Below are 19,041 nucleotides of genomic sequence, written 5' to 3'. Positions count from 1 at the left end.
GCCGTCAGTGGGCCGACACCATCGCGGACGCGACCCTTGCGAGGTTCACTTCGCCGACGGGCTTGCCCAGCGGGTCCACGACGAGAACGTCCTGTACGTCCCCACGCGCGAAGATTTTCAGCACGTCTTCTATCTTGGTTTCTCCCTTCACCGCCGCGCCGTTTGCAACGCGCCCGGGTGTCACCGGGGTCATGATCGCGTCGACCTGGATCACGCGGCCGCGGTTCACTTCCTTGACGAAGTTGGCGATGTAGTCGTCGGCGGGACGCATGACGATGTCCTGGCTGCTGCCTTGCTGGATCACTTCGCCGTCGCGCAGGATGGCGATCTGGTCGCCCAGACGGAGCGCTTCGTCGAGGTCGTGGGTGATGAAGACGATGGTTTTCTTGATCTCCTTCTGAAGGTCGAGGAGGACCGTCTGCATGTCCATGCGGATCAGCGGGTCGAGCGCTGAATAGGCTTCGTCCATAAGGAGCACGGGCGCGTCGTTGGAAAGGGCGCGAGCAAGGCCCACGCGCTGCTGCATGCCCCCAGACAACTGGTTCGGATATTTGCTCTCGAAGCCCTTGAGGCCAACGCGTTCGATCCAGCGCATCGCGATCTCGACGCTTTTCGCCCTCGAAACGCCCTGTACCTCAAGTCCGTACAGCGTGTTGTCAAGGACGTTGCGATGGGGAAGGAGAGCGAACTTCTGGAACACCATTGCCGTCTGGTGCCGGCGAAATTCGCTCAATTCCGAGTGGCTCATCTTCACCACGTCCACCCCGTTGACGAGAACCTCGCCGGCGGTCGGCTCGATGAGGCGGTTGATATGACGGATCAACGTGGACTTCCCCGAGCCGGAAAGCCCCATGATCACCTGGATGCACCCGGAGGGCATCTCGATGTTGATGTCTTTCAAACCGAGAACGTGACCGAATTTCTCGTTCAACTCGCTTTTCGAGAGCCCGTTTCTGACGGCCTCGACGTGCGATGCCTCGTTGGGTCCGAAAATCTTGTAGAGGTTCCGAATCTGGATGCCGTCGAATGCGGGATTAGCCATGGACGATCTCCCGGTGCCGCTGGAGTCTCTTGCCATATGCCTGGCTGACCCGGTCGAAGATGATGGCGATGCCGACGATCGCGAGACCGTTGAAGACGCCGAGGGTGAAGTACTGGTTGGCGATGGCCTTGAGGACGGGCTGTCCGAGGCCCTGCACGCCGATCATCGAGGCGATCACCACCATCGCCAGCGCCATCATGATCGTCTGGTTGATGCCGGCCATGATCGTGGGGAGCGCGAGAGGAAGCTGGACCTTGGAAAGCTTCTGCCATGACGATGATCCGAACGCGTCGGCGGCTTCGAGGACGTCCTTGTCCACAAGGCGTATACCGAGATCGGTAAGGCGGATCATGGGCGGGATGGCGTAGATGACCACCGCTATGAGGCCGGGAACCTTGCCGATTCCGAGGAGCATGACCACCGGGATCAGATAGACGAAGCTGGGCATCGTCTGCATCACGTCGAGGATCGGGTTCATGAAGCCCCGGAATCCGTCCGAACGCGACATGACGATTCCGATCGGAATGCCGATGGCGATCGAAAGCACGGTGGATACGAAGATCATCGACACCGTGCGCATCGTATCTTCCCACATATCGAGGTAGCCGATGAGCAGTAGAGTGAGAAGACAGCCAGCGACAATCTTCCAGCTCCTGCTCGCGAACCAGGCCAACGCTCCGATGAGCAGAATCATGATCGGCCAGGGCGTTTGGAGCATGAAGCGCTCCGCGTAGATCAAGAACTGCTGAAGAGGGGAGAAGAAGCTTTCCAGCGCGTCCCCATAGGCGCGCGTGAAGGTGCGAAAGCCGTCATCGATCGCTTTCTTCAGATCGCGCAGCGCGCTGTCATTCATGTGCGGAAATTTGTAAAACCAGTCCATCCTGTTCCCCTGTCGATCCGGCCGTTGGTCTTTTCGCCAATGCGGCAGGACGGCGCGCCGACTCCGCGCGCCGTCCGTTCGGCGTTAGAGAGAAGCCTTGATCTTCTCGGCGGCTTCCAGAGAAACCCACGTCGTCCAGATGTCGGGATTTTCGGCGAGGAAGTGCTTGGCGCCTTCTTCGCCGGATGCCTGGTTGTCGGTCATCCAGGCCATCAGCTTGCCGACGGTGTCATTGCTCCACGAACGCTTGTTCAGGTAATCCATGACATCGGCTCCGGCGCGGTCCGCGAAGCTGGTAGAAACGAGCGTGTAGACGTGGTCGGCAGGCCAGGCGCTCGGAGTCGGATTCGGGCAGTCCGCGGTGGTGATGCACTTCCAGGCCTCCGCGTCGAACGGAACGCCGAACTCGAGCTTCACCATGTCGTACTTGCCGAGAAGGGCGGTCGGAGCCCAGTAGAAGCCGAGCCAGCCCTTCTTCTGTTCGTAGGCCTTGATGAGCGACGCGTCGTGGCCCGCGGCCGAGCCGGTGTCGAGGAGCGTGAAGCCCTTCTCTTCGGCCTTGAACGCCTTGTAGAGCTGGGCGGAGATGACGGTCGCGCCCCAGCCCTGCGGGCCGCCCGCGATGGTGCCCTTGCTCGGGTCTTCGGGGTCGGGGAACAGTTCCGGATGCTTGAGAGCGTCCTCGATGGTCTTGATGTCGGGGTGGGCGTCGGCGATGTACTTCGGAATCCACCAGCCGTTCACGCCGCCCTCGGGGAGCGCGTTGGCGGCCTTGACGAGCTTCTTCTCGTCAACGCCCTTCTTGACGACTTCGGGCAGCATGTCCACCCAGGCTTCCGGGGCGATGTCCGGCTGCCCCTTTTCGGCCATGGACGTGATCGACGGGACGGTGTCGCCGATGGTGATTTCGGCGTCGCAGCCGTAACCCTCGGTCAGGATGATCTTGTCGATGTTCGACAGGACCTCGGCGCTTTGCCAGTTCATGCTGGCGATCGTGAGCGAGCCACATTCGGCAGCGGCGATCTGCGGTCCGAAAAACAGACCAATTGCGAGGCAGGACGATGCGAGCAGTTTCTTCATTCTCGTTCCCTCAGTATTGGCGGCGTGGAATGGCAAAGCTGGATGCCGCTACTTCCAGCTTCGATTGGACCTACGAGGTGTTCTGGAGCGTGCTCGCCCGCGCGAGGGCGGCATCGATGCCGGCCGCGACAACCTGCGAGAGAGGAGCGTCGCGCATGGCCCGCAGAGCCGCGGCGGTCATGCCTTCGTAGTCGATGAAGTCCTGGACGACCTCCGACGGGCAACGGCCATCCCGTTCGATGAGTTTCGCGGAGCCGACCAGGAGCGCCGATGCCGCGCGTCGCGCGACGTCAGGTGAAATTCCTCGGGAAATCGCATCCATCCGAAGGGTGTCGGCAAGCAGAGCGTGATACGCCGGGCCGGTCCCCGTAAAAGCCGCGAAGTAGTCCAGCTGCGATTCGGTTTCGACTTCGTCCGCAGGGCCGCAAGCCTGAAACACTTCAGCTGCCAACGCCTTGTCCGTCGCCGTGCAGCCGGAGCTCGCCACCCACGGAGTGTACGAATTCCTGACAGACGCGGCCGCGTTCGGCATCGCGCGCACTATCCGGTCCGTGTCGAAATGCGCAGCGAGTTCCGCTACGGAGACACCCGCCATGACGGACATGACCAGTTTTCCGGGAGCGGTGATCCCGAGCGCGGAAAAGTCCTCCGGCCTCACCGAAACGATCACGACCTCGGCGCTATCGACCAGAGCCTGATTGTCCTGCGTCCAGCTCGCTTCCGACGGCCTTCCCGGACTTCCCGTCCTATACGAAAGCGTCAGCTCGTAGGGCTTTCGAACACCGGCGTCGACGATCGCCGACACGATCGCGTTGCCGAGCCAGCCGCGCGCTCCGATAACTCCGAGTCGAGGACGCTCAATCATGGGCGGCCTCCATCTGCTCGGGCGTGATGCCGTGGCGTGCGAAGAAGCGATCGAGGTCTTTCTGCTTGGGAGGCTTGCCGGTGAAACCCTTCAGGTATTCCGGCATTCTTTTCATGCGCAGCGCTATGTCTTCGCTCATCTGCATCGAGATGTAGCCGATCTGAAGCAGGTAGATGTTCCGCGCGCGCACGTCCGCCGCGAACTCGCTTTCCCCGAAGCGCATGAACATCTCTGCGATCGCCCGTATGCGCGCGCGGTCCGCAGCGTGGACTTCCGCAAGGATTTCGGGGGACTGCATCGCCCAGCTGCGGATTGCGAACTCGAACTTCGAATCGAAGATTTCGTTGTTGAACCAGCAGTCGCTGACGTTGAGGATCGCCTCGACCAGGGAGTCCGCGTAGGCGTTCGCCTGCTTGAGGATGCTTCCCGTGTTCTTTTCCCGCCATCTGGCCAGAAGCGCGGCGAGAAGCTCTTCGCGGTCCTCGAAGGAGCGGTAGAAGCTCGTTCGCGCCAGGTTGAGCTTTTTCGAGAGCGTTTGAATTCGGACCGCGTCGACCCCGGAATCCAGCAGGGTCTCGTATGCGGCGTTAAGCCAGACATCCGGTGAGCCGCGCCATCCGCTATCGGTCAAAGTCTGTTCCATGGTGTTCTCCTAACATTGCAAAAACACGGGCGCAACCAAAAAGGTACACCCTCGTCACATTTTTGATACGAGCATGAACCGTTATGTTGACATTGATGTACCTTTCCCATTATCGATTGTGCGTTCATTCCTATATTGGAGCTTGATTGATGTCGAACGATCCTCTGCTGCAACCCTTCAAGCTCAAGCACTTAACGCTGCGCAACCGCCTGATGACCACGTCGCACGAGCCCGCGTATCCCGAAGACGGGATGCCGAAAGGCCGCTACCGCGCCTATCACGTAGAGCGCGCGAAGGCGGGGCTCGCCTTGACGATGACCGCCGGCTCCGCGGCAGTGTCGCGCGACAGTCCGCCCGTCTTCAACAACGTCCTCGCCTACAAGGACGAGGTCGTGAAATGGATGCGGGAACTCACCGACGAATGTCATGAGCACGGCGCTGCCGTGATGATCCAGCTGACGCATCTCGGCCGCCGCACCCGGTGGGACAAGGCGGACTGGCTTCCCGTTGCCGCGCCGACACAGGAACGCGAACCGTCCCACCGCGCGTTTCCGAAGCTCATCGAGACGTGGGACATCGAGCGCATTAAGAAGGACTTCGCCGATGCCAGCGAGCGGATGAAGGCCGCCGGCGTTGACGGCGTGGAATTTGAATCCTTCGGCCACCTGCTTTCGCAGTTCTGGTCTCCCATGAGCAACCACCTCGACAACGAATACGGCGGATCGCTCGAAAACCGCATGCGTTTCTCGCTGGAAGTCCTCGCCGCCGTTCGCGAACGCGTGGGGCCGGACTTCATCCTCGGTGTCCGCTACGTGGCGGACGAAGACACGCCCGTCGGCTACGGCAAGGAGGAGGGCCTCGAGATTTCGCGGAGGCTCAAGAACAGCGGCCTGATCGACTTCCTGAACGTGACGAAGGGCCACATCGAAACCGACGCAGGCTTGACCGATCAGATTCCTATCATGGGGATGGCGAGCGCGCCGCATCTGGAACTCGCCGGTGAAGTTCGCGCGACGACGAAGTTTCCCGTTTTCCACGCGACCAGAATTCAAGACGTGGCGACGGCCCGGTTCGCCATCGCCGAAGGCAAGGTCGACATGATCGGGATGACGCGCGCGCACCTCGCCGATCCCCATATCGTCCGCAAAATCCTGGAGAAGCGGGAGCACGATATCCGGCCGTGCGTCGGCGCAAACTACTGTCTCGATAGAATCTATCAGGGTGGCATGGCGCTGTGCATCCACAATCCGGCGACCGGTCGCGAAGAGACGATGCCGCATATCGTTCCGAAGGCCGCGGCAAGAAAAAAGGTCGTCGTGGTCGGCGCGGGGCCGGGCGGTTTGGAGGCCGCGCGCGTCGCGGGCGAGCGTGGACACCAGGTCGTCGTCCTCGAGGCGGCGGCCAAGGCGGGCGGACAGATTCTGCTGACCGCTCAAAGCCCGCGGCGACGCGAGATGCTCGGCATCACCGACTGGCGGCTCGAGCAGTGCGAGGCCCTCGGTGTCGAGGTCAGGTACAACACCTGGGCGGACGGAGACACCGTCATGGCCGAGAACCCCGACGTCGTGATCGTCGCCACCGGCGGGCTTCCTCACACGGAGGTCCTGACGGAAGGGAACGAACTCGTCATCTCGGCGTGGGATATCATCGCGGGCGACGTGAAGCCGGGCACCGATGTCCTGATATACGACGACGCGGGCGATCACGCCGCACTGCAGGCAGCGGAGATTATCGCCGCGACGGGCGCGAAGGTCGAGATCATGACCCGGGACCGGGCATTCTCTCCCGAAGTCATGGCAATGAACCTCGTCCCGTATATGCGTTCGCTGCAGAACAAGGACGTCAGGTTCACGGTCACCTACCTTCTGGAAGCGGTCCGCAAGGACGGCAATCAGCTAGTCGCCACGATCGGCAGCGACTATGGCGGCGTCCGCAAGGAGCAGCGTCATGACCAGATCATCGTCAACCACGGCACGCGGCCGAATGACGACCTCTACTTCGAACTCAAACCCCACTCGATCAACAAGGGGGCGGTCGAATACTCCGACCTCATCGACGGTCGCCCGCAAACCCGAAGGGAGAACCCCGACGGCAAGTACCAGCTGTTCCGTATCGGGGACGCGGTCGCCGCGCGTAACACCCACGCGGCGGTATACGACGCGCTGAGGCTGGTGAAGGACATCTGAGGAGAGCGAAATGACGGAGAGACCTCCCGCATTACGGAAACTGATCGAGGCGGCGCGTGCGGCCTACACCGAGTTCGCGATTGATCCCGCCGCGAAGGTCTCCGTATCAAGGATTTTCGCGGCGCTCGACGGTGGAGTTGGCGACCTAAAGGGTGACAAGTCAAAGCTTCCGGTTTGTTCCTATCTCGACGACGCGCTGCGTGTCCGGCTGCCACAGCGGAGTCTTGGCGCCTTGATGGATGCGTTTGCCGAACTCGAGCCCGAACTGGGTTGGCGCAGGCGGGCGAGTTACGACCTGGCGACTGCCAGCGATAACTTCCACGACGGGCACGGTAACTGCATGATCGTGGGTCCAGGCGGATATGAGAACCGCTCGGACCTTGGTTTGGGTGTCTCGCTTCTTGCTCCTCGCGTCCGTTACCCGGACCACGATCATCCGCCGGAGGAGACCTATCTCGTCCTGTCAGATGGAATGTTCCGGCAGGGCGACGGCACGTGGTTCACCCCCGGGGTAGGAGGATCATTCTACAATGTTCCGATGATCAAGCATGCAATGCGATCCGGGGAGAAACCCCTGTTCGCATTCTGGGCTCTCTGGATGGGTCAGAGCTGATCGTCGGCGATAGCCGGACACCGTCTTCAACTCACTTCTCCGCAAAAGGATCGCCTGCGTTGGAACGCGAAAGCATGGAATTCGATGTCGTGATCGTCGGTGCGGGTCCCGCGGGTCTGTCGGCCGCGATCCGGCTGAAGCAGGTCAATCCGGACCTCACCGTCGTCGTCCTCGAAAAGGGCTCGGAAGTCGGTGCGCACATCCTCTCCGGCGCGGTCGTCGATCCCATCGGTATCGACCGCCTGCTGCCCGACTGGCGCGAGGATGAAAGCCATCCCCTCAAGACCGAAGTGAAGGACGACCATTTCCTGCTGCTGGGGCCTGCCGGTTCCGTGCGCCTGCCGAACGCCTTCATGCCGCCGTTGATGAACAACCACGGCAACTACATCGTCTCGCTCGGAAACGTTTGCCGTTGGCTTGCGGCCAAGGCGGAAGGACTTGGAGTCGAGATTTATCCCGGCTTTGCCGCGACGGAAGTGCTCTACAACGACGAGGGCGCGGTGATCGGCGTCGCCACCGGCGACATGGGCATCGAGCGCAGCGGCGAGCCCGGCCCGAACTATACCCGCGGCATGGCGCTGCTCGGCAAGTACACGCTGATCTCGGAAGGCGTGCGCGGCTCGCTCGCCAAGCAGCTGATTGCGAAGTTCGATCTCCAGAAGGATCGCGAGCCCCAGAAGTTCGGCATCGGCCTCAAGGAGCTCTGGCAGGTCAAGCCCGAGAACCACAAGCCCGGCCTCGTGCAGCATTCCTTCGGCTGGCCGCTCGGCATGAAGACCGGCGGCGGTTCGTTCCTCTATCACCTGGAGGACAATCTCGTCGCCGTCGGTTTCGTGGTGCACCTCAACTACAAGAACCCCTATCTCTATCCTTTCGAGGAATTCCAGCGCTTCAAGACGCACCCCGCGATCCGCGGCACCTTCGAGGGCGGCAAGCGGCTGTCCTACGGCGCGCGCGCCATCACCGAGGGCGGCTACCAGTCGGTGCCGAAGCTGTCGTTCCCGGGCGGCGCGCTCATCGGCTGCTCGGCCGGTTTCGTCAACGTGCCGCGCATCAAGGGCAGCCACAATGCGGTGCTGTCAGGCATCCTCGCGGCGGAAAAGCTGGCGGATGCGATTGCGGCGGGCCGCGCCAATGACGAGCCGATCGAGATCGAGCAGGGCTGGCGCGACAGCGCCATCGGCTCGGACCTGAAGAAGGTGCGCAACGTCAAGCCGCTGTGGTCGAAGTTCGGCACGGCCATCGGCGTGGCGCTGGGCGGTCTCGACATGTGGACGAACACGCTCTTCGGCTTCTCCTTCTTCGGCACGCTGAAGCACGGCAAGACGGATGCGCAGAGCCTGGAGCCGGCGGCAAAGCACAGCCGCATCGACTACCAGAAGCCGGATGGCGTGCTGACCTTCGACCGCCTCTCCTCGGTGTTCCTGTCGAACACCAACCATGAGGAAGACCAGCCGATCCATCTGCAATTGAAGAACCCGGAACTGCAGAAGACCTCCGAACTCGACGTCTATGCCGGCCCGTCCACCCGCTACTGTCCCGCCGGCGTCTACGAATGGGTGGAGAAGGACGGCAAGGACGTCTTCGTCATCAACGCGCAGAACTGCGTGCACTGCAAGACCTGCGACATCAAGGACCCGAACCAGAACATCAACTGGGTGCCGCCGCAGGGCGGAGAAGGCCCGGTTTACCCGAACATGTAGATTTTCGACGAGGAGAAACACCATGGACGTACGCGCCGCCGTTGCCGTTCAGGCAGGAAAACCGCTTGAGATCATGACCGTACAGCTCGATGGCCCGAAGGCCGGCGAGGTGCTGGTCGAAGTGAAGGCGACGGGCATCTGCCATACAGACGACTTCACCCTATCGGGAGCCGATCCCGAAGGTCTCTTCCCGGCGATCCTCGGCCACGAGGGGGCAGGGGTTGTTGTCGATGTCGGTCCAGGCGTGACCTCCCTGAAGAAGGGCGATCACGTCATTCCCCTTTACACGCCCGAATGCCGCGAATGCTATTCTTGCCTCTCGCGCAAGACCAACCTCTGCACCTCGATCCGCGCTACCCAGGGCCAGGGCCTGATGCCCGACGGCACCTCGCGCTTCTCGATCGGGAAAGATAAAATCCACCACTATATGGGCTGCTCCACCTTCGCGAACTACACGGTCCTGCCGGAGATCGCGCTTGCCAAGATCAATCCGGACGCGCCCTTCGACAAGGTCTGCTACATCGGCTGCGGCGTGACGACCGGTATCGGCGCGGTTATCAACACGGCCAAGGTCGAGATCGGCTCGACGGCTATCGTCTTCGGCCTTGGCGGCATTGGCCTCAATGTGCTGCAGGGCCTGCGTCTTGCCGGTGCGGACATGATTATCGGTGTCGACATCAATCCGGACCGCAAGGCCTGGGGCGAGAAGTTCGGCATGACGCATTTCGTCAATCCGAAGGAGGTGGGCGAGGACATCGTGCCCTATCTCGTCAACATGACGAAGCGGAACGGCGACCTGATCGGCGGGGCGGACTACACGTTCGACTGCACGGGCAATACCAAGGTGATGCGCCAGGCGCTGGAATCGGCCCATCGCGGCTGGGGCAAGTCGGTCATCATCGGCGTTGCCGGCGCGGGGCAGGAAATCTCCACCCGTCCGTTCCAGCTCGTCACCGGCCGCCAGTGGATGGGCACGGCCTTCGGCGGGGCGCGCGGCCGCACGGACGTGCCGAAGATCGTCGACTGGTACATGGAGGGCAAAATCCAGATCGACCCGATGATCACCCACACGATGCCGCTCGAAGACATCAACAACGGCTTCGAGCTCATGCACAAGGGCGAAAGCATCCGCGGCGTGGTCGTGTACTGATCGATGAAGACCGTATCGACTTCAAAGGCCCACGGCGGTGTGCAGGGTGTTTATTCGCACGATTCCACGGCTTGCGGCTGTGAGATGACCTTCGCCGTCTTCACGCCGCCGCAGGCGGAAGAGCGTCCTTGCCCTGTTCTATGGTATCTCTCGGGTCTCACCTGCACGCATGCCAATGTCATGGATAAAGGCGAGTATCGCCGGCTGGCCGCCGAACTCGGCTTGATCGTAGTCTGCCCCGACACGAGCCCGCGTGGCGATCATGTCCCTGACGACAAGGAAAACTGGCAGTTCGGCCAGGGGCGGGCTTCTATCTGGATGCCTCGGCTGCGCCCTACGACCGGAACTACCGCATGTACTCCTACGTCACCGAAGAACTCCCCGCGCTCCTGGCCAAGGAATTCCCGGCCGACATGGAGAGGCAGGCGATAACCGGTCATTCGATGGGCGGTCACGGGGCGCTTACGATCGCGCTGAAAAATCCGGGTGTGTTCCGAAGCTGCTCGGCGTTCGCGCCGATCAGCCGTCCTGCGGTCTCGGGTTGGTCAAATCCGGCTTTTCGAAAGTACCTGGGACCTGACGAAAATAGCTGGCGGGCGTACGATGCCTGTCTCCTGATCGAAGACGGCCACCGTATGCCGGAGGTCCTCGTAGACCAGGGCACGGCGGATATCTTCCTCGAGGACGGGCTGCGGCCGGACGAACTCCGGAAGGCATGCGAAGCCGCGGGAATTCCCATCACGTTGCGAATGCAGGAGGGATACGGCCACTCGTACTTCTTCATCTCGACATTCATGGACGACCATCTCCGCTGGCACGCGGAGCGGCTGGGCAAATAGCAGGTACGGTCGGCATAGGGCCGGCCGATAAAGGAGGAGAAGCCATGACAAGCATGACATTACACCCGTCCATCGACTCCGGGTTCAAGGCGACCGATGCGTCCTTCTCGGGCGGAACGCTGGTGTGCAACTGCGCCAGCAACGCGGTGAAGGTCCGGATCAAGGGCGACATCGCGCATAACCACGCATGCGGCTGTACGAAATGCTGGAAGCCAGAAGGGGCGGCGTTCTCGATCGTCGCCGTCGCCCCGACCGAGAATGTCGAGGTACTCGAGAACGGCGCCAAACTGGCCGTCGTCGATCCGGCGGCTCTGATCCAGCGCAACGCCTGCAAGGAGTGCGGCGTTCACATGTACGGGCCTGTCGAACGCGACCACCCCTTCAAGGGGCTCTCGTTCGTCCACCCGGAACGCTTTGAGGAGCAGGGCTGGGCGAAGCCGTCGTTCGCGGCCTTCGTGTCGTCGATCATCGAAAGCGGCTACGATCCGGAGAAAATGGGCGGCGTTCGCGCTCGTCTCCGGGAACTCGCCCTCGAACCCTACGACTGCCTCAGCCCGGCGCTGATGGACTACATCGCCACCTGGACGGCGAAGAAGAACGGCGTATTGGCATAATCCCTGAGCCGAAGGCTTTTCGAGTTCGCGCCGGAGGCGACCATGGCCGCCTCCGGTGTCGAGAACGGTCAGCGAAACCTGAGGGGAATCTCGCTAACCGCCTCTGACTTCGTAGGCCGCCCTGATTTTCTCGGCGGCCTCCGGTTTTAGCGGTCGATCACGAGATCGCTCAGGGGCCTGGAGCAACACGGCAAGAACATTCCCGCGTCGATTTCCCGCTGCCTGATGCCTCCGCCGTGTCGCATATCGACCGCCCCGCTGACCAGCTTCGATTTGCATGTGCCGCATATGCCGTTCGCGCAGGAGGATGGAATCCGGAGTCCTGCTCTCTTCGCGCAGGATAGGACGGTCTGGTCGGCGGGAACGTCGATAGCCCGGCCTTGCTTCGAAAACTTGACTTCGAAGGATCGTAGAGTCTTCCGTTCGTCGACGGCGATGGGTGCATCGTCGATGACGGCTGCGTCGAAGCTTTCTTCGACGTAGCTCGTTGCCGGCACGCCGAGTTCGGCCGCGAGCGCCTGCGCGGTCGCCATGAACGGGGAGGGGCCGCAGCACAATACGACGCGTTCCGCCATATCCGGTACGGCAAGCGAGAGATATTCCTTCGAGATTCTTCCTGTGAGGCCGGGCCACCACCTTTCATCACCCACGTTTTCCGGAAGGAGATGAAGCCTCACGCCTTTTAGCCGGGATGCGATATTGAAGAGCTCTTCCTTGAAGACGAAGTCACGAGGGGTTCTGGCGGCATGCAGGAAGACCGCGTCTACGGGTTCCATCTGGTCTGCGAGGTCGCGGAGCATCGACATCACCGGAGTTATCCCCGACCCTCCGGATATGAAGAGAAACTTCCCGGCCGCAGGGCGCGCGAACCGGCCAAGCGGCCCCGATGCCTTCACGAGGGCGCCGGGCTTCAGTTCGTCATGGAACCAGTTCGATATCCTGCCGCCCGGAACGCGCTTTACCGTGATCGTAATGGCGTTGCTACGCGAGGGGGACGAGGAGATGCTGTAGCAGCGTCCGTCGTCCTCGTTTTCCAAGCCCGGCTCGAAGAGGAAGTACTGTCCGGCGCTGAACGCGAATTGCTTCCTCTGCGGAGATACGAACGTGAAGCTTTTTACGTCATGGGTTTCGTTGTGGATGTCGATGCAGACCAGTTCGTCATCAATCTCCGGGTCCCAGAATTCCTTGGCGGATTTCTGATCGGGCGGGACAAGTTGATCAATAGCCATGTGCTCTCATCCGTTCGACGTACCAGGTTGCGAAGTTGTCGAGCTGTCCCTCGGTGAAAGCGGAATACGGGCCTGCCTCGTATGCGGGGTCCTCGACTCCCGCCTGCGTGCGGCCGACAAGCGCGGCATCCTGCTCGGTCGTCTCGATCCATACCCGCGTCAGTTTTTCGAGATCGTAGTCTTTGCCTTCGACAGCGTCCTTGTGGACCAGCCACTTCGTCCGGACGAGAGTCCTGTTGGCCGATAGGGGGATCACGATGGAAATCACGGCGTGGTCCGAAAAGAAATGGTGCCAGCAGTTGTGCCCCCAGATATGGGTGTCGCCGAGGTCCTTTTCCGTCAGGCGGCCCAGCGGGCGTTCGCAGGCTGCCGTGCCGTCGAGCGTGTGGGATACTGCGCCGTTCGAAAGGACCAGGCGCTGCGTCCGGAAGTTCGTCGTGTTTCCGGCGAGTTGCTCGACGGCCGATGACGGGAAACCACGCGCTTCCCAGTTCGCCGTGCGCGCGGCATAAACCGCTTCGCTTTCGGCTACCATCTGCTTTTCTTCCTCGCTCAGGGTCTCGGGATCGAAGCCGAAGAGAAGGTCGATGGCGGTCACGCACAGCTCGGGGTGGTTTGCCGAACAGTGGTAGCACTCGCGATTGTTTTCGATAGTGAGCTTCCAGTTCCCTTCTTCGATGAACTCCTTTTCGAACGCGACGCGTGTCTGCCTCATCTCGTAGGGTTCGAGCCGGGTCTCGATCGTTCGCTCGAGTGCCGCGATGTCTTCGGGAGGGTTTTCCGACATGCAGACATAGATCAGCCCGGCGATCGACCGGAAACTCACATGTTTCAGACTGCGGCAGCTCTTGTCGAAATCCTGGCCCATATGGGGCGCGTGAAGGAGTTCTCCGGACAGTTCGTAAGTCCATTGATGATACGGGCAGACGATCCTGGAGACGACCGAAGGACCGCGATCGAGAAGTCGTGCCCCACGGTGACGACAGACGTTTCGGACTACCCTGACGGCTCCCTCGTCATCGCGAAGAAGAATGAGGCTCGTCTTGCCGATGTCGACGATGTAGGCATCACCCGCCTCGGGAACATCGGCTTCGACTCCGATGCAAATCCAGTGATTGTGAAAGAACACCTCGATGTCCGCGGCGAAAACGTCGTCGCGTGTGTAGAGCGGAGCAGGTATCGACTGGAATGCCGCTCGCTGATCCAGAAGCGCCGAAATGGTTGAGTTGAACTTGTTGAGCATATGCATTCTCCGAATGTGAAAGGATCATGACATGGCAAAAAACATGCTCAAGATCATAAATCCTTGCCCTTTGAATGACTTTTTGGCATGCAAAGAGGGGTTGTCGGAGGGGAATTATGGAGAAGCCGTTTCGCCGGGCAGTTCCGTCGCTGACCGCTCTGGTCGCGCTTGACGCGGCAGCCAGACATCGAAGCTTCACGCTGGCGGCGAGAGAACTCGGCGTTACCCAGACGGCGGTCAGCCGTCAGATTATGTCCCTGGAGGCAGACCTCGGGTCGGCCCTGTTCATCCGGCGGCACAGGGCGATCGAACCGACGCCGGAATGCATCCGCCTAGCGAGCGCCTTGAACAGGCAGTTTACGGCCATCGCGGACAGCGTCGCCGAGTTTCGGGCATCCGCCGCCGATGGCGCGATTACGATCGGGGCCACCACGGCGTTCACGCAGTTGTGGCTGCTTCCGAGGTTGGTCGAATTTCGGCGGAGTCATCCAAAAGCGAAAATCCGCCTTAAGACGTCGGACGAGCCTATCAATCTCGAAAAAGGAGAGGTCGATGTCGCGATCCGGTATGGGAAAGCCCCGTTTCAGGACGGCGAGATCGTTGCTTCGCGCGGGGACTTCCTTTTTCCCGTTTCGTCGCCCGACTATGCACAGCGGCTTGGGGACGCGGCCGGCCATTTTTGGAACGCCGAATATGAGTTGATCAGTACCGTGAGCGACCAGCCGACCTGGTACACCTGGCAGGACTGGTTTTCTGCGGTCGGAATCGTGCGGACCAAAAGAGCACCGAACCTCACTTTCAACGACTACGCCGGAACCCTTTACGCGGCCAGGTCGGGGGAGGGGATCGCGCTTGCGTGGGACCTCCTCGTGAAGACGTTTCTGGAGGACGGAACACTCGTACGGCTGGGAAAAGCCGAACTGGAAGCGGAGGGGAAATTCCACATCGTCGTGTCCCATCGGTGCAGGCACAGTCTCATTCTCGATCTGTTCGTCGGATGGCTAGCGTCCGAGTTGGGAACGGAGACGACTCGACAGAGAGGAGACGGGGGCGCATGAACGCGTTCAACCAGAAAGACATCGACGAGCTGGCCGCGCTACTGGCCCTGTCTCGCGAAGGCACGTTCGAGAAGGCGGGGCGCTCGATCGGCCGCCACTCGACGATCATATCCAAGCGTGTTTCTTCCCTGGAAGCGAGACTCGGCGTTCGCCTCGTCGAGCGTACGACGCGACGCGTGCGCCTCACGGATGCCGGGGCAAAGCTGGCCGAACAGATATCGACCGTCGAGCAACTCATCGAGGAAGCCGGGCACGCCGCTTCGGAGGGAGCCACGGAAATACGCGGCAGGCTGCGCCTTGCCCTTCCCGCGGCCATGGGACGGAAGTGGATTGCGCCGTTGCTACCGTCTTTCATGAGGCTGCATCCGAAGGTCGAACTGGATGTTCATTTCAGCGAACAGTTTGTCGATCTGATCGGCGAGGGCGTCGATGTCGCGGTTCGGATCGGGACGTTGCGAGACAGCAGGCTTGTCGCGCGCAGGCTGGGGCATCACGAGCGAATTCTGTGCGCTTCGCGCGCGTACCTGGACGAGCACGGGACACCGCGAGACCCGGGTGAAATCGCCCGCCACAATTGCCTGCTCTTCAACGGGTTCGCGAACTTTCCCGAATGGCGGCTTTCCGACGGAGAGCGCGCGGAGACGGTTGTCGCGAGGGGAACCATCACGTCCAATGACAGCCCGTCTCTGGTGGAGGCGGCGAAAGCAGGCCTTGGTATCCTCGGCGCTGGTGACTGGCTTGTCTCGGAAGAGTTGCGGGACGGAAGTCTTGTCCGGGTACTTCCGGACTGGGCATTCGATATCGACAGCGGTGTTTTTCTGTTGCGCCCTTCGAAGACGCACACCCCGGCGCACGTCAGCGCGTTCTGCGACTGGATTGTCGACGTGTTCGCCCACGGGTCACCGTGGCGACCCGTAGGCGGAAGGCCTGGACACGGCCAGGGCTAATCAGGGTTTGAGAATGAGGGCTCCGCCTGCTTCCCCGTTCTCCAGCAGGCGATGCGCGTCGGCGACTTCGGAAAGCGCGAAAGTCCTCGATGGCGATGGCCTGATTATCCCCGTTTCGATCGCCTCGAATACGTCCCGCACCCTTTCGCGGTACTCGGCGATGTCGGTCGCATGCGCCGCAAGTCCAGGACGGGTGACGAAAAGCGAACCCTTGGAATTGAGCGTGCCCATCTCGATCGCGGGCGGCGGTCCGCTGGACGCGCCGATAGACACCAACATGCCCCGGCTCCTCAAGCTGTCGAGGGACGCACCGAACGTGTCCGCGCCAACTCCGTCGTAGACGACATCTGCCTTCTGTCCGTTGGTCGCCGCCTGCAGGCGTTGGGGAAGATCGGCTCCCCAAATCAGGACTTCATCGCATCCGGCGCTCCACGCGCGTTCCATGCTTGCCTCTTTGGAAACAACGCCTACCACGAACGCGCCTAGTGCCTTCGCCCACGGAACCAGGAGTTGACCGACACCGCCGGCGGCCCCGTAGGTCATGACTATAGAACCGTTGCGAACGGGGTAGGTCGACTTGATGAGGTATTGGGCGGTGACTGCCTTGAAAAGGGTTGCCGCAGCCTCCTCGAATGTCAGAGAGGAGGGCAACCTGACGAGCCTGTCGGCGGGATAGGCGCGCCCACTGGAATATGCACCGATGGGGCCCAGGATGTAGGCAACCCTGTCGCCGACAGCGACATTTTCGACTTCGGGACCGATTTCGGCCACACGGCCTGCCGCCTCCAGACCAAGACCATTGGGCATGGGCAGAGGCGCTGTGCCCTTGCGCTGCATGACATCCAGGTAGTTGACCCCGATCGCCTCGTGTTCAATCCATACCTCACCGCGCCCCGGCCGTGATGTCGCGACCTCGGCTATAGTCATGACGTTCACGTCACCCGGCTTCTCGATCCTTACCGCAGTTGCCATTTCGAGCTCCTTTCTGTTTGAGAAAGAAAGCTAGACTTGCCGCATAGTTGCAGCAATACTGGCTCTTTGCAGCTATTTCCTGCATACTATGCAGGATTTTGGCGCTATGGATTTGTGAGTTTTGAAGTGGGAAGTCGGAGTGACAGACTCTGAACACGTTGCCGTCGAAGACCAGGCCGCTCCGCTGGATTCATCGAAAACAAGTAATAAAGGCGCGTCTGCCAGTAGGTGAGCCGTAGACGCTCAGTTCATTCAGGAACGCCGTCCGTGGAAAGGGTAACCGCTCTCCATTCTTCGATTTCCCGCTGCAATCGGGCGATCCTGTCGGAAACCACGGAATAGGCATCGCTTCCGAGAAGGAGCTGGGAAGGAACGTTTTCAAGGTCGACGAGCTTCAGAATTGCCTCCGCCAGTTTCGCGGGGCTTCCCTGCTGCCTTCCGTGCCGCTCCTGACGTGCAGACCGGATCGGATCGAAGAACGCGTCGTAGTCTGCGACAGAACGCTCTGCGCGGACCATCGAACGCCCCGCCCAGTCGGTCCGGAAGGAACCGGGACAGATAGCCGTTACCTGCACGCCGAAGGGTGCCATCTCGGCGCGCATCGATTCCGATATCCCCTGCAGCGCAAATTTGCTTCCGCAATAGAAGGCGACTCCGGGAAAACCCGCGAGGCCCGCCATGGACGTTACGTTGACTACAAGGCCATGTCGTCTCTGCCTGAAATGGGGAAGAAAGGCCTTCGCCACGGCGACCGCGCCGAATACATTAACATCGAACTGCCTCCGCAGGTCTTCGATGGAGGATTCTTCGACAACGCCCTCGTGTCCGTAGCCCGCGTTGTTGATCAGCACGTCGACGGGTCCGTGTTCGTGCTCGGCCTGTGCGACGATCCCGGGAATCGTATCGAACTCCGTCACGTCGCATCTGACGGGGATTGCGCCCGGCACTCTCTTCTTGAGTGCATCGAACGCCTCGATGGTCCGGACGGTCCCGAGGACTTTGTGACCGCGGGACACCGCGAGTTCGGTGATCGCCAAACCCAGTCCGGAATTCGCGCCCGTGATGAAGAAGGTTTTCGGTTCCATGTGAGTTACTCCTGCGCGCGCCGCGGGGGCGGCTACGAGAGCCGCGAGGTTACTTCGCCCCACGAAGCTCGATGGAACGCGCTTTCGCGGCCTGGACTGCTTCGGTTACGATAGCCGTAAGACCGGCCCCTTCCTTCATAAGGACATTGAGTGCGGCCTCGGTCGTGCCTTTTGGGCTTGTCACCTGGCGGCGTAGTTCGGACGGTTCGGTATCGCTGCTATCGACCAGTTTCGCCGCACCGAGAACCGTCTGCTTTGCGAGGAGCGAAGCGATGTCGTGCGGCAGCCCCGCCGTCTCCGCCGCGGAGGTGAGGGCTTCAACGAAGTGGAAGAGGTATGCGGGACCGGACCCCGAAACCGCCGTGACGGCATCCATCATCGACTCATCCGAAACGAAGATGGTCCTGCCGACACATGACATAAGTTCCTCCGCGAGCCCGCGCTGGGCTTCGGTCACTCTCGGGTCGCAGCAGCATACGATCATGCCTTCGCCAATCGCCGCCGGCGTGTTCGGCATGGACCGGATCACGCTGATGCCGCTCGCGCCAAGGCGAGCGGCGATCCTTTCGATCGTCACGCCTGCGGCGACCGAAATCACGACAGCGTCGGAACGAGATACGCGAGGGGTGTGCTCGGCGACGCTCGCGACGATGTCGGGCTTCGTCGCGACGATGATTGCATCGGCCAACTGCGATCCTCGCCAGTCCTCAAGGCTGGCGAGGACGGTTACGCCCTCCGCGGCCGCTCTGCCGCGGAGCTGATCATTCGGTTCCACCACCGTAAAGTCGTGCGAGGTCGCCGCCTTCCAGCCCTTCAACATTGCGAAGCCCATATTGCCGGCTCCAACGAGAACGATGTGCGCCATGACAGGCCCCTTATTGCGAATGGACGA

Annotated in this window: 17 protein-coding genes and 1 pseudogene; 8 read left to right on the top strand and 10 right to left on the bottom strand. The window is 61.3% G+C overall.

The genetic code is table 11. The annotated features are described in order from the left end of the window. Nucleotides 1–4: 4 nt before the first annotated feature. The 5 genes from MOE34_RS11255 to MOE34_RS11235 form a co-directional block, all read right to left on the bottom strand. Entirely contained in the window at nt 5–1,042 is a 1,038-nt protein-coding gene (locus MOE34_RS11255) for a quaternary amine ABC transporter ATP-binding protein (RefSeq protein WP_242216819.1), read from the bottom strand. Then, nucleotides 1,035–1,922 (bottom strand): ABC transporter permease, encoded by an 888-nt coding sequence (locus tag MOE34_RS11250; RefSeq protein ID WP_242216816.1) that lies wholly within the window; start codon nt 1,920–1,922, stop codon nt 1,035–1,037. The genes MOE34_RS11255 and MOE34_RS11250 overlap by 8 nt, the downstream gene beginning before the upstream one ends. Nucleotides 1,923–2,006: 84 nt before the next feature. Further along, nucleotides 2,007–3,002 (bottom strand): ABC transporter substrate-binding protein, encoded by a 996-nt coding sequence (locus tag MOE34_RS11245; RefSeq protein ID WP_242216815.1) that lies wholly within the window; start codon nt 3,000–3,002, stop codon nt 2,007–2,009. 70 nt (nt 3,003–3,072) lie between these two features. Next, on the bottom strand, nt 3,073–3,867 hold the full coding sequence (locus MOE34_RS11240; protein ID WP_242216813.1) for a pyrroline-5-carboxylate reductase family protein: 795 nt from the start codon (nt 3,865–3,867) through the stop codon (nt 3,073–3,075). Continuing rightward, on the bottom strand, nt 3,860–4,510 hold the full coding sequence (locus MOE34_RS11235) for a TetR/AcrR family transcriptional regulator (RefSeq protein WP_242216811.1): 651 nt from the start codon (nt 4,508–4,510) through the stop codon (nt 3,860–3,862). The genes MOE34_RS11240 and MOE34_RS11235 overlap by 8 nt, the downstream gene beginning before the upstream one ends. Before the next feature lie 149 nt (nt 4,511–4,659). Between MOE34_RS11235 and MOE34_RS11230 the strand changes: the two genes are divergently transcribed. The 6 genes and pseudogenes from MOE34_RS11230 to gfa all read left to right on the top strand — a co-directional run bounded on the left by MOE34_RS11230 (nt 4,660) and on the right by gfa (nt 11,615). After that, nucleotides 4,660–6,696, top strand: a complete 2,037-nt coding sequence (locus tag MOE34_RS11230) for an NADH:flavin oxidoreductase (protein ID WP_242216809.1) — start codon at nt 4,660–4,662, stop codon at nt 6,694–6,696. 10 nt (nt 6,697–6,706) lie between these two features. Further along, a complete protein-coding gene (locus MOE34_RS11225; protein WP_242216807.1) occupies nt 6,707–7,309 on the top strand; it encodes a dimethylsulfonioproprionate lyase family protein in 603 nt (200 codons plus the stop codon). 74 nt (nt 7,310–7,383) lie between these two features. Continuing rightward, on the top strand, nt 7,384–9,012 hold the full coding sequence (locus tag MOE34_RS11220) for an electron transfer flavoprotein-ubiquinone oxidoreductase (protein WP_242216805.1): 1,629 nt from the start codon (nt 7,384–7,386) through the stop codon (nt 9,010–9,012). 22 nt (nt 9,013–9,034) lie between these two features. Beyond that, nucleotides 9,035–10,162, top strand: a complete 1,128-nt coding sequence (locus MOE34_RS11215) for an S-(hydroxymethyl)glutathione dehydrogenase/class III alcohol dehydrogenase (RefSeq protein ID WP_242216803.1) — start codon at nt 9,035–9,037, stop codon at nt 10,160–10,162. Nucleotides 10,163–10,165: 3 nt separating this feature from the next. Beyond that, nucleotides 10,166–11,001, top strand: a pseudogene (fghA, locus tag MOE34_RS11210) (S-formylglutathione hydrolase). Between the two features lie 44 nt (nt 11,002–11,045). Further along, entirely contained in the window at nt 11,046–11,615 is a 570-nt protein-coding gene (gene gfa / locus MOE34_RS11205) for an S-(hydroxymethyl)glutathione synthase (protein WP_242216801.1), read from the top strand. A 146-nt stretch (nt 11,616–11,761) separates the two neighbouring features. On the opposite strand, the gene MOE34_RS11200 is transcribed toward gfa, so the two are convergent. Both MOE34_RS11200 and MOE34_RS11195 read right to left on the bottom strand, forming a co-directional pair. After that, nucleotides 11,762–12,844: a hybrid-cluster NAD(P)-dependent oxidoreductase gene (locus MOE34_RS11200; RefSeq protein WP_242216799.1), complete on the bottom strand. Its 1,083-nt coding sequence runs from the start codon at nt 12,842–12,844 to the stop codon at nt 11,762–11,764. Next, a complete protein-coding gene (locus tag MOE34_RS11195; RefSeq protein WP_242216797.1) occupies nt 12,834–14,087 on the bottom strand; it encodes an aromatic ring-hydroxylating oxygenase subunit alpha in 1,254 nt (417 codons plus the stop codon). Before MOE34_RS11195 ends, MOE34_RS11200 begins: the two co-directional genes overlap by 11 nt. A gap of 116 nt (nt 14,088–14,203) precedes the next feature. On the opposite strand from MOE34_RS11195, the gene MOE34_RS11190 reads away from it, so the two are divergent. After that, on the top strand, nt 14,204–15,145 hold the full coding sequence (locus tag MOE34_RS11190; RefSeq protein ID WP_242216796.1) for a LysR substrate-binding domain-containing protein: 942 nt from the start codon (nt 14,204–14,206) through the stop codon (nt 15,143–15,145). Beyond that, nucleotides 15,142–16,092, top strand: coding sequence for a LysR family transcriptional regulator (locus tag MOE34_RS11185; protein ID WP_242216794.1), 951 nt, complete (start codon nt 15,142–15,144; stop codon nt 16,090–16,092). Before MOE34_RS11190 ends, MOE34_RS11185 begins: the two co-directional genes overlap by 4 nt. On the opposite strand, the gene MOE34_RS11180 is transcribed toward MOE34_RS11185, so the two are convergent. From MOE34_RS11180 to proC, 3 genes are all read right to left on the bottom strand, one after another. Further along, nucleotides 16,093–17,064 (bottom strand): quinone oxidoreductase family protein, encoded by a 972-nt coding sequence (locus MOE34_RS11180; protein WP_242216792.1) that lies wholly within the window; start codon nt 17,062–17,064, stop codon nt 16,093–16,095. Between the two features lie 248 nt (nt 17,065–17,312). Then, nucleotides 17,313–18,149, bottom strand: coding sequence for an oxidoreductase (locus tag MOE34_RS11175; protein ID WP_242216785.1), 837 nt, complete (start codon nt 18,147–18,149; stop codon nt 17,313–17,315). A 49-nt stretch (nt 18,150–18,198) separates the two neighbouring features. After that, a complete protein-coding gene (gene proC / locus MOE34_RS11170) occupies nt 18,199–18,969 on the bottom strand; it encodes a pyrroline-5-carboxylate reductase (RefSeq protein WP_242216784.1) in 771 nt (256 codons plus the stop codon). Nucleotides 18,970–19,041: the final 72 nt, after the last annotated feature.

The sequence above is a fragment of the Shinella zoogloeoides genome, assembly GCF_022682305.1.
Taxonomy (GTDB): domain Bacteria; phylum Pseudomonadota; class Alphaproteobacteria; order Rhizobiales; family Rhizobiaceae; genus Shinella; species Shinella zoogloeoides_B.
The sequence above is the reverse complement of the archived record's forward strand: the minus strand, read 5'-3'. Positions and strand labels throughout refer to the sequence as shown.

Coding starts and splice junctions, on each gene's coding strand:
- MOE34_RS11255 (WP_242216819.1), bottom strand. CDS start 1,042: ATGGCTAATCCCGCATTCGACGGCATCCAGATTCGGAACCTCTACAAG.
- MOE34_RS11250 (WP_242216816.1), bottom strand. CDS start 1,922: ATGGACTGGTTTTACAAATTTCCGCACATGAATGACAGCGCGCTGCGC.
- MOE34_RS11245 (WP_242216815.1), bottom strand. CDS start 3,002: ATGAAGAAACTGCTCGCATCGTCCTGCCTCGCAATTGGTCTGTTTTTC.
- MOE34_RS11240 (WP_242216813.1), bottom strand. CDS start 3,867: ATGATTGAGCGTCCTCGACTCGGAGTTATCGGAGCGCGCGGCTGGCTC.
- MOE34_RS11235 (WP_242216811.1), bottom strand. CDS start 4,510: ATGGAACAGACTTTGACCGATAGCGGATGGCGCGGCTCACCGGATGTC.
- MOE34_RS11230 (WP_242216809.1), top strand. CDS start 4,660: ATGTCGAACGATCCTCTGCTGCAACCCTTCAAGCTCAAGCACTTAACG.
- MOE34_RS11225 (WP_242216807.1), top strand. CDS start 6,707: ATGACGGAGAGACCTCCCGCATTACGGAAACTGATCGAGGCGGCGCGT.
- MOE34_RS11220 (WP_242216805.1), top strand. CDS start 7,384: ATGGAATTCGATGTCGTGATCGTCGGTGCGGGTCCCGCGGGTCTGTCG.
- MOE34_RS11215 (WP_242216803.1), top strand. CDS start 9,035: ATGGACGTACGCGCCGCCGTTGCCGTTCAGGCAGGAAAACCGCTTGAG.
- gfa (WP_242216801.1), top strand. CDS start 11,046: ATGACAAGCATGACATTACACCCGTCCATCGACTCCGGGTTCAAGGCG.
- MOE34_RS11200 (WP_242216799.1), bottom strand. CDS start 12,844: ATGGCTATTGATCAACTTGTCCCGCCCGATCAGAAATCCGCCAAGGAA.
- MOE34_RS11195 (WP_242216797.1), bottom strand. CDS start 14,087: ATGCTCAACAAGTTCAACTCAACCATTTCGGCGCTTCTGGATCAGCGA.
- MOE34_RS11190 (WP_242216796.1), top strand. CDS start 14,204: ATGGAGAAGCCGTTTCGCCGGGCAGTTCCGTCGCTGACCGCTCTGGTC.
- MOE34_RS11185 (WP_242216794.1), top strand. CDS start 15,142: ATGAACGCGTTCAACCAGAAAGACATCGACGAGCTGGCCGCGCTACTG.
- MOE34_RS11180 (WP_242216792.1), bottom strand. CDS start 17,064: ATGGCAACTGCGGTAAGGATCGAGAAGCCGGGTGACGTGAACGTCATG.
- MOE34_RS11175 (WP_242216785.1), bottom strand. CDS start 18,149: ATGGAACCGAAAACCTTCTTCATCACGGGCGCGAATTCCGGACTGGGT.
- proC (WP_242216784.1), bottom strand. CDS start 18,969: ATGTTGAAGGGCTGGAAGGCGGCGACCTCGCACGACTTTACGGTGGTG.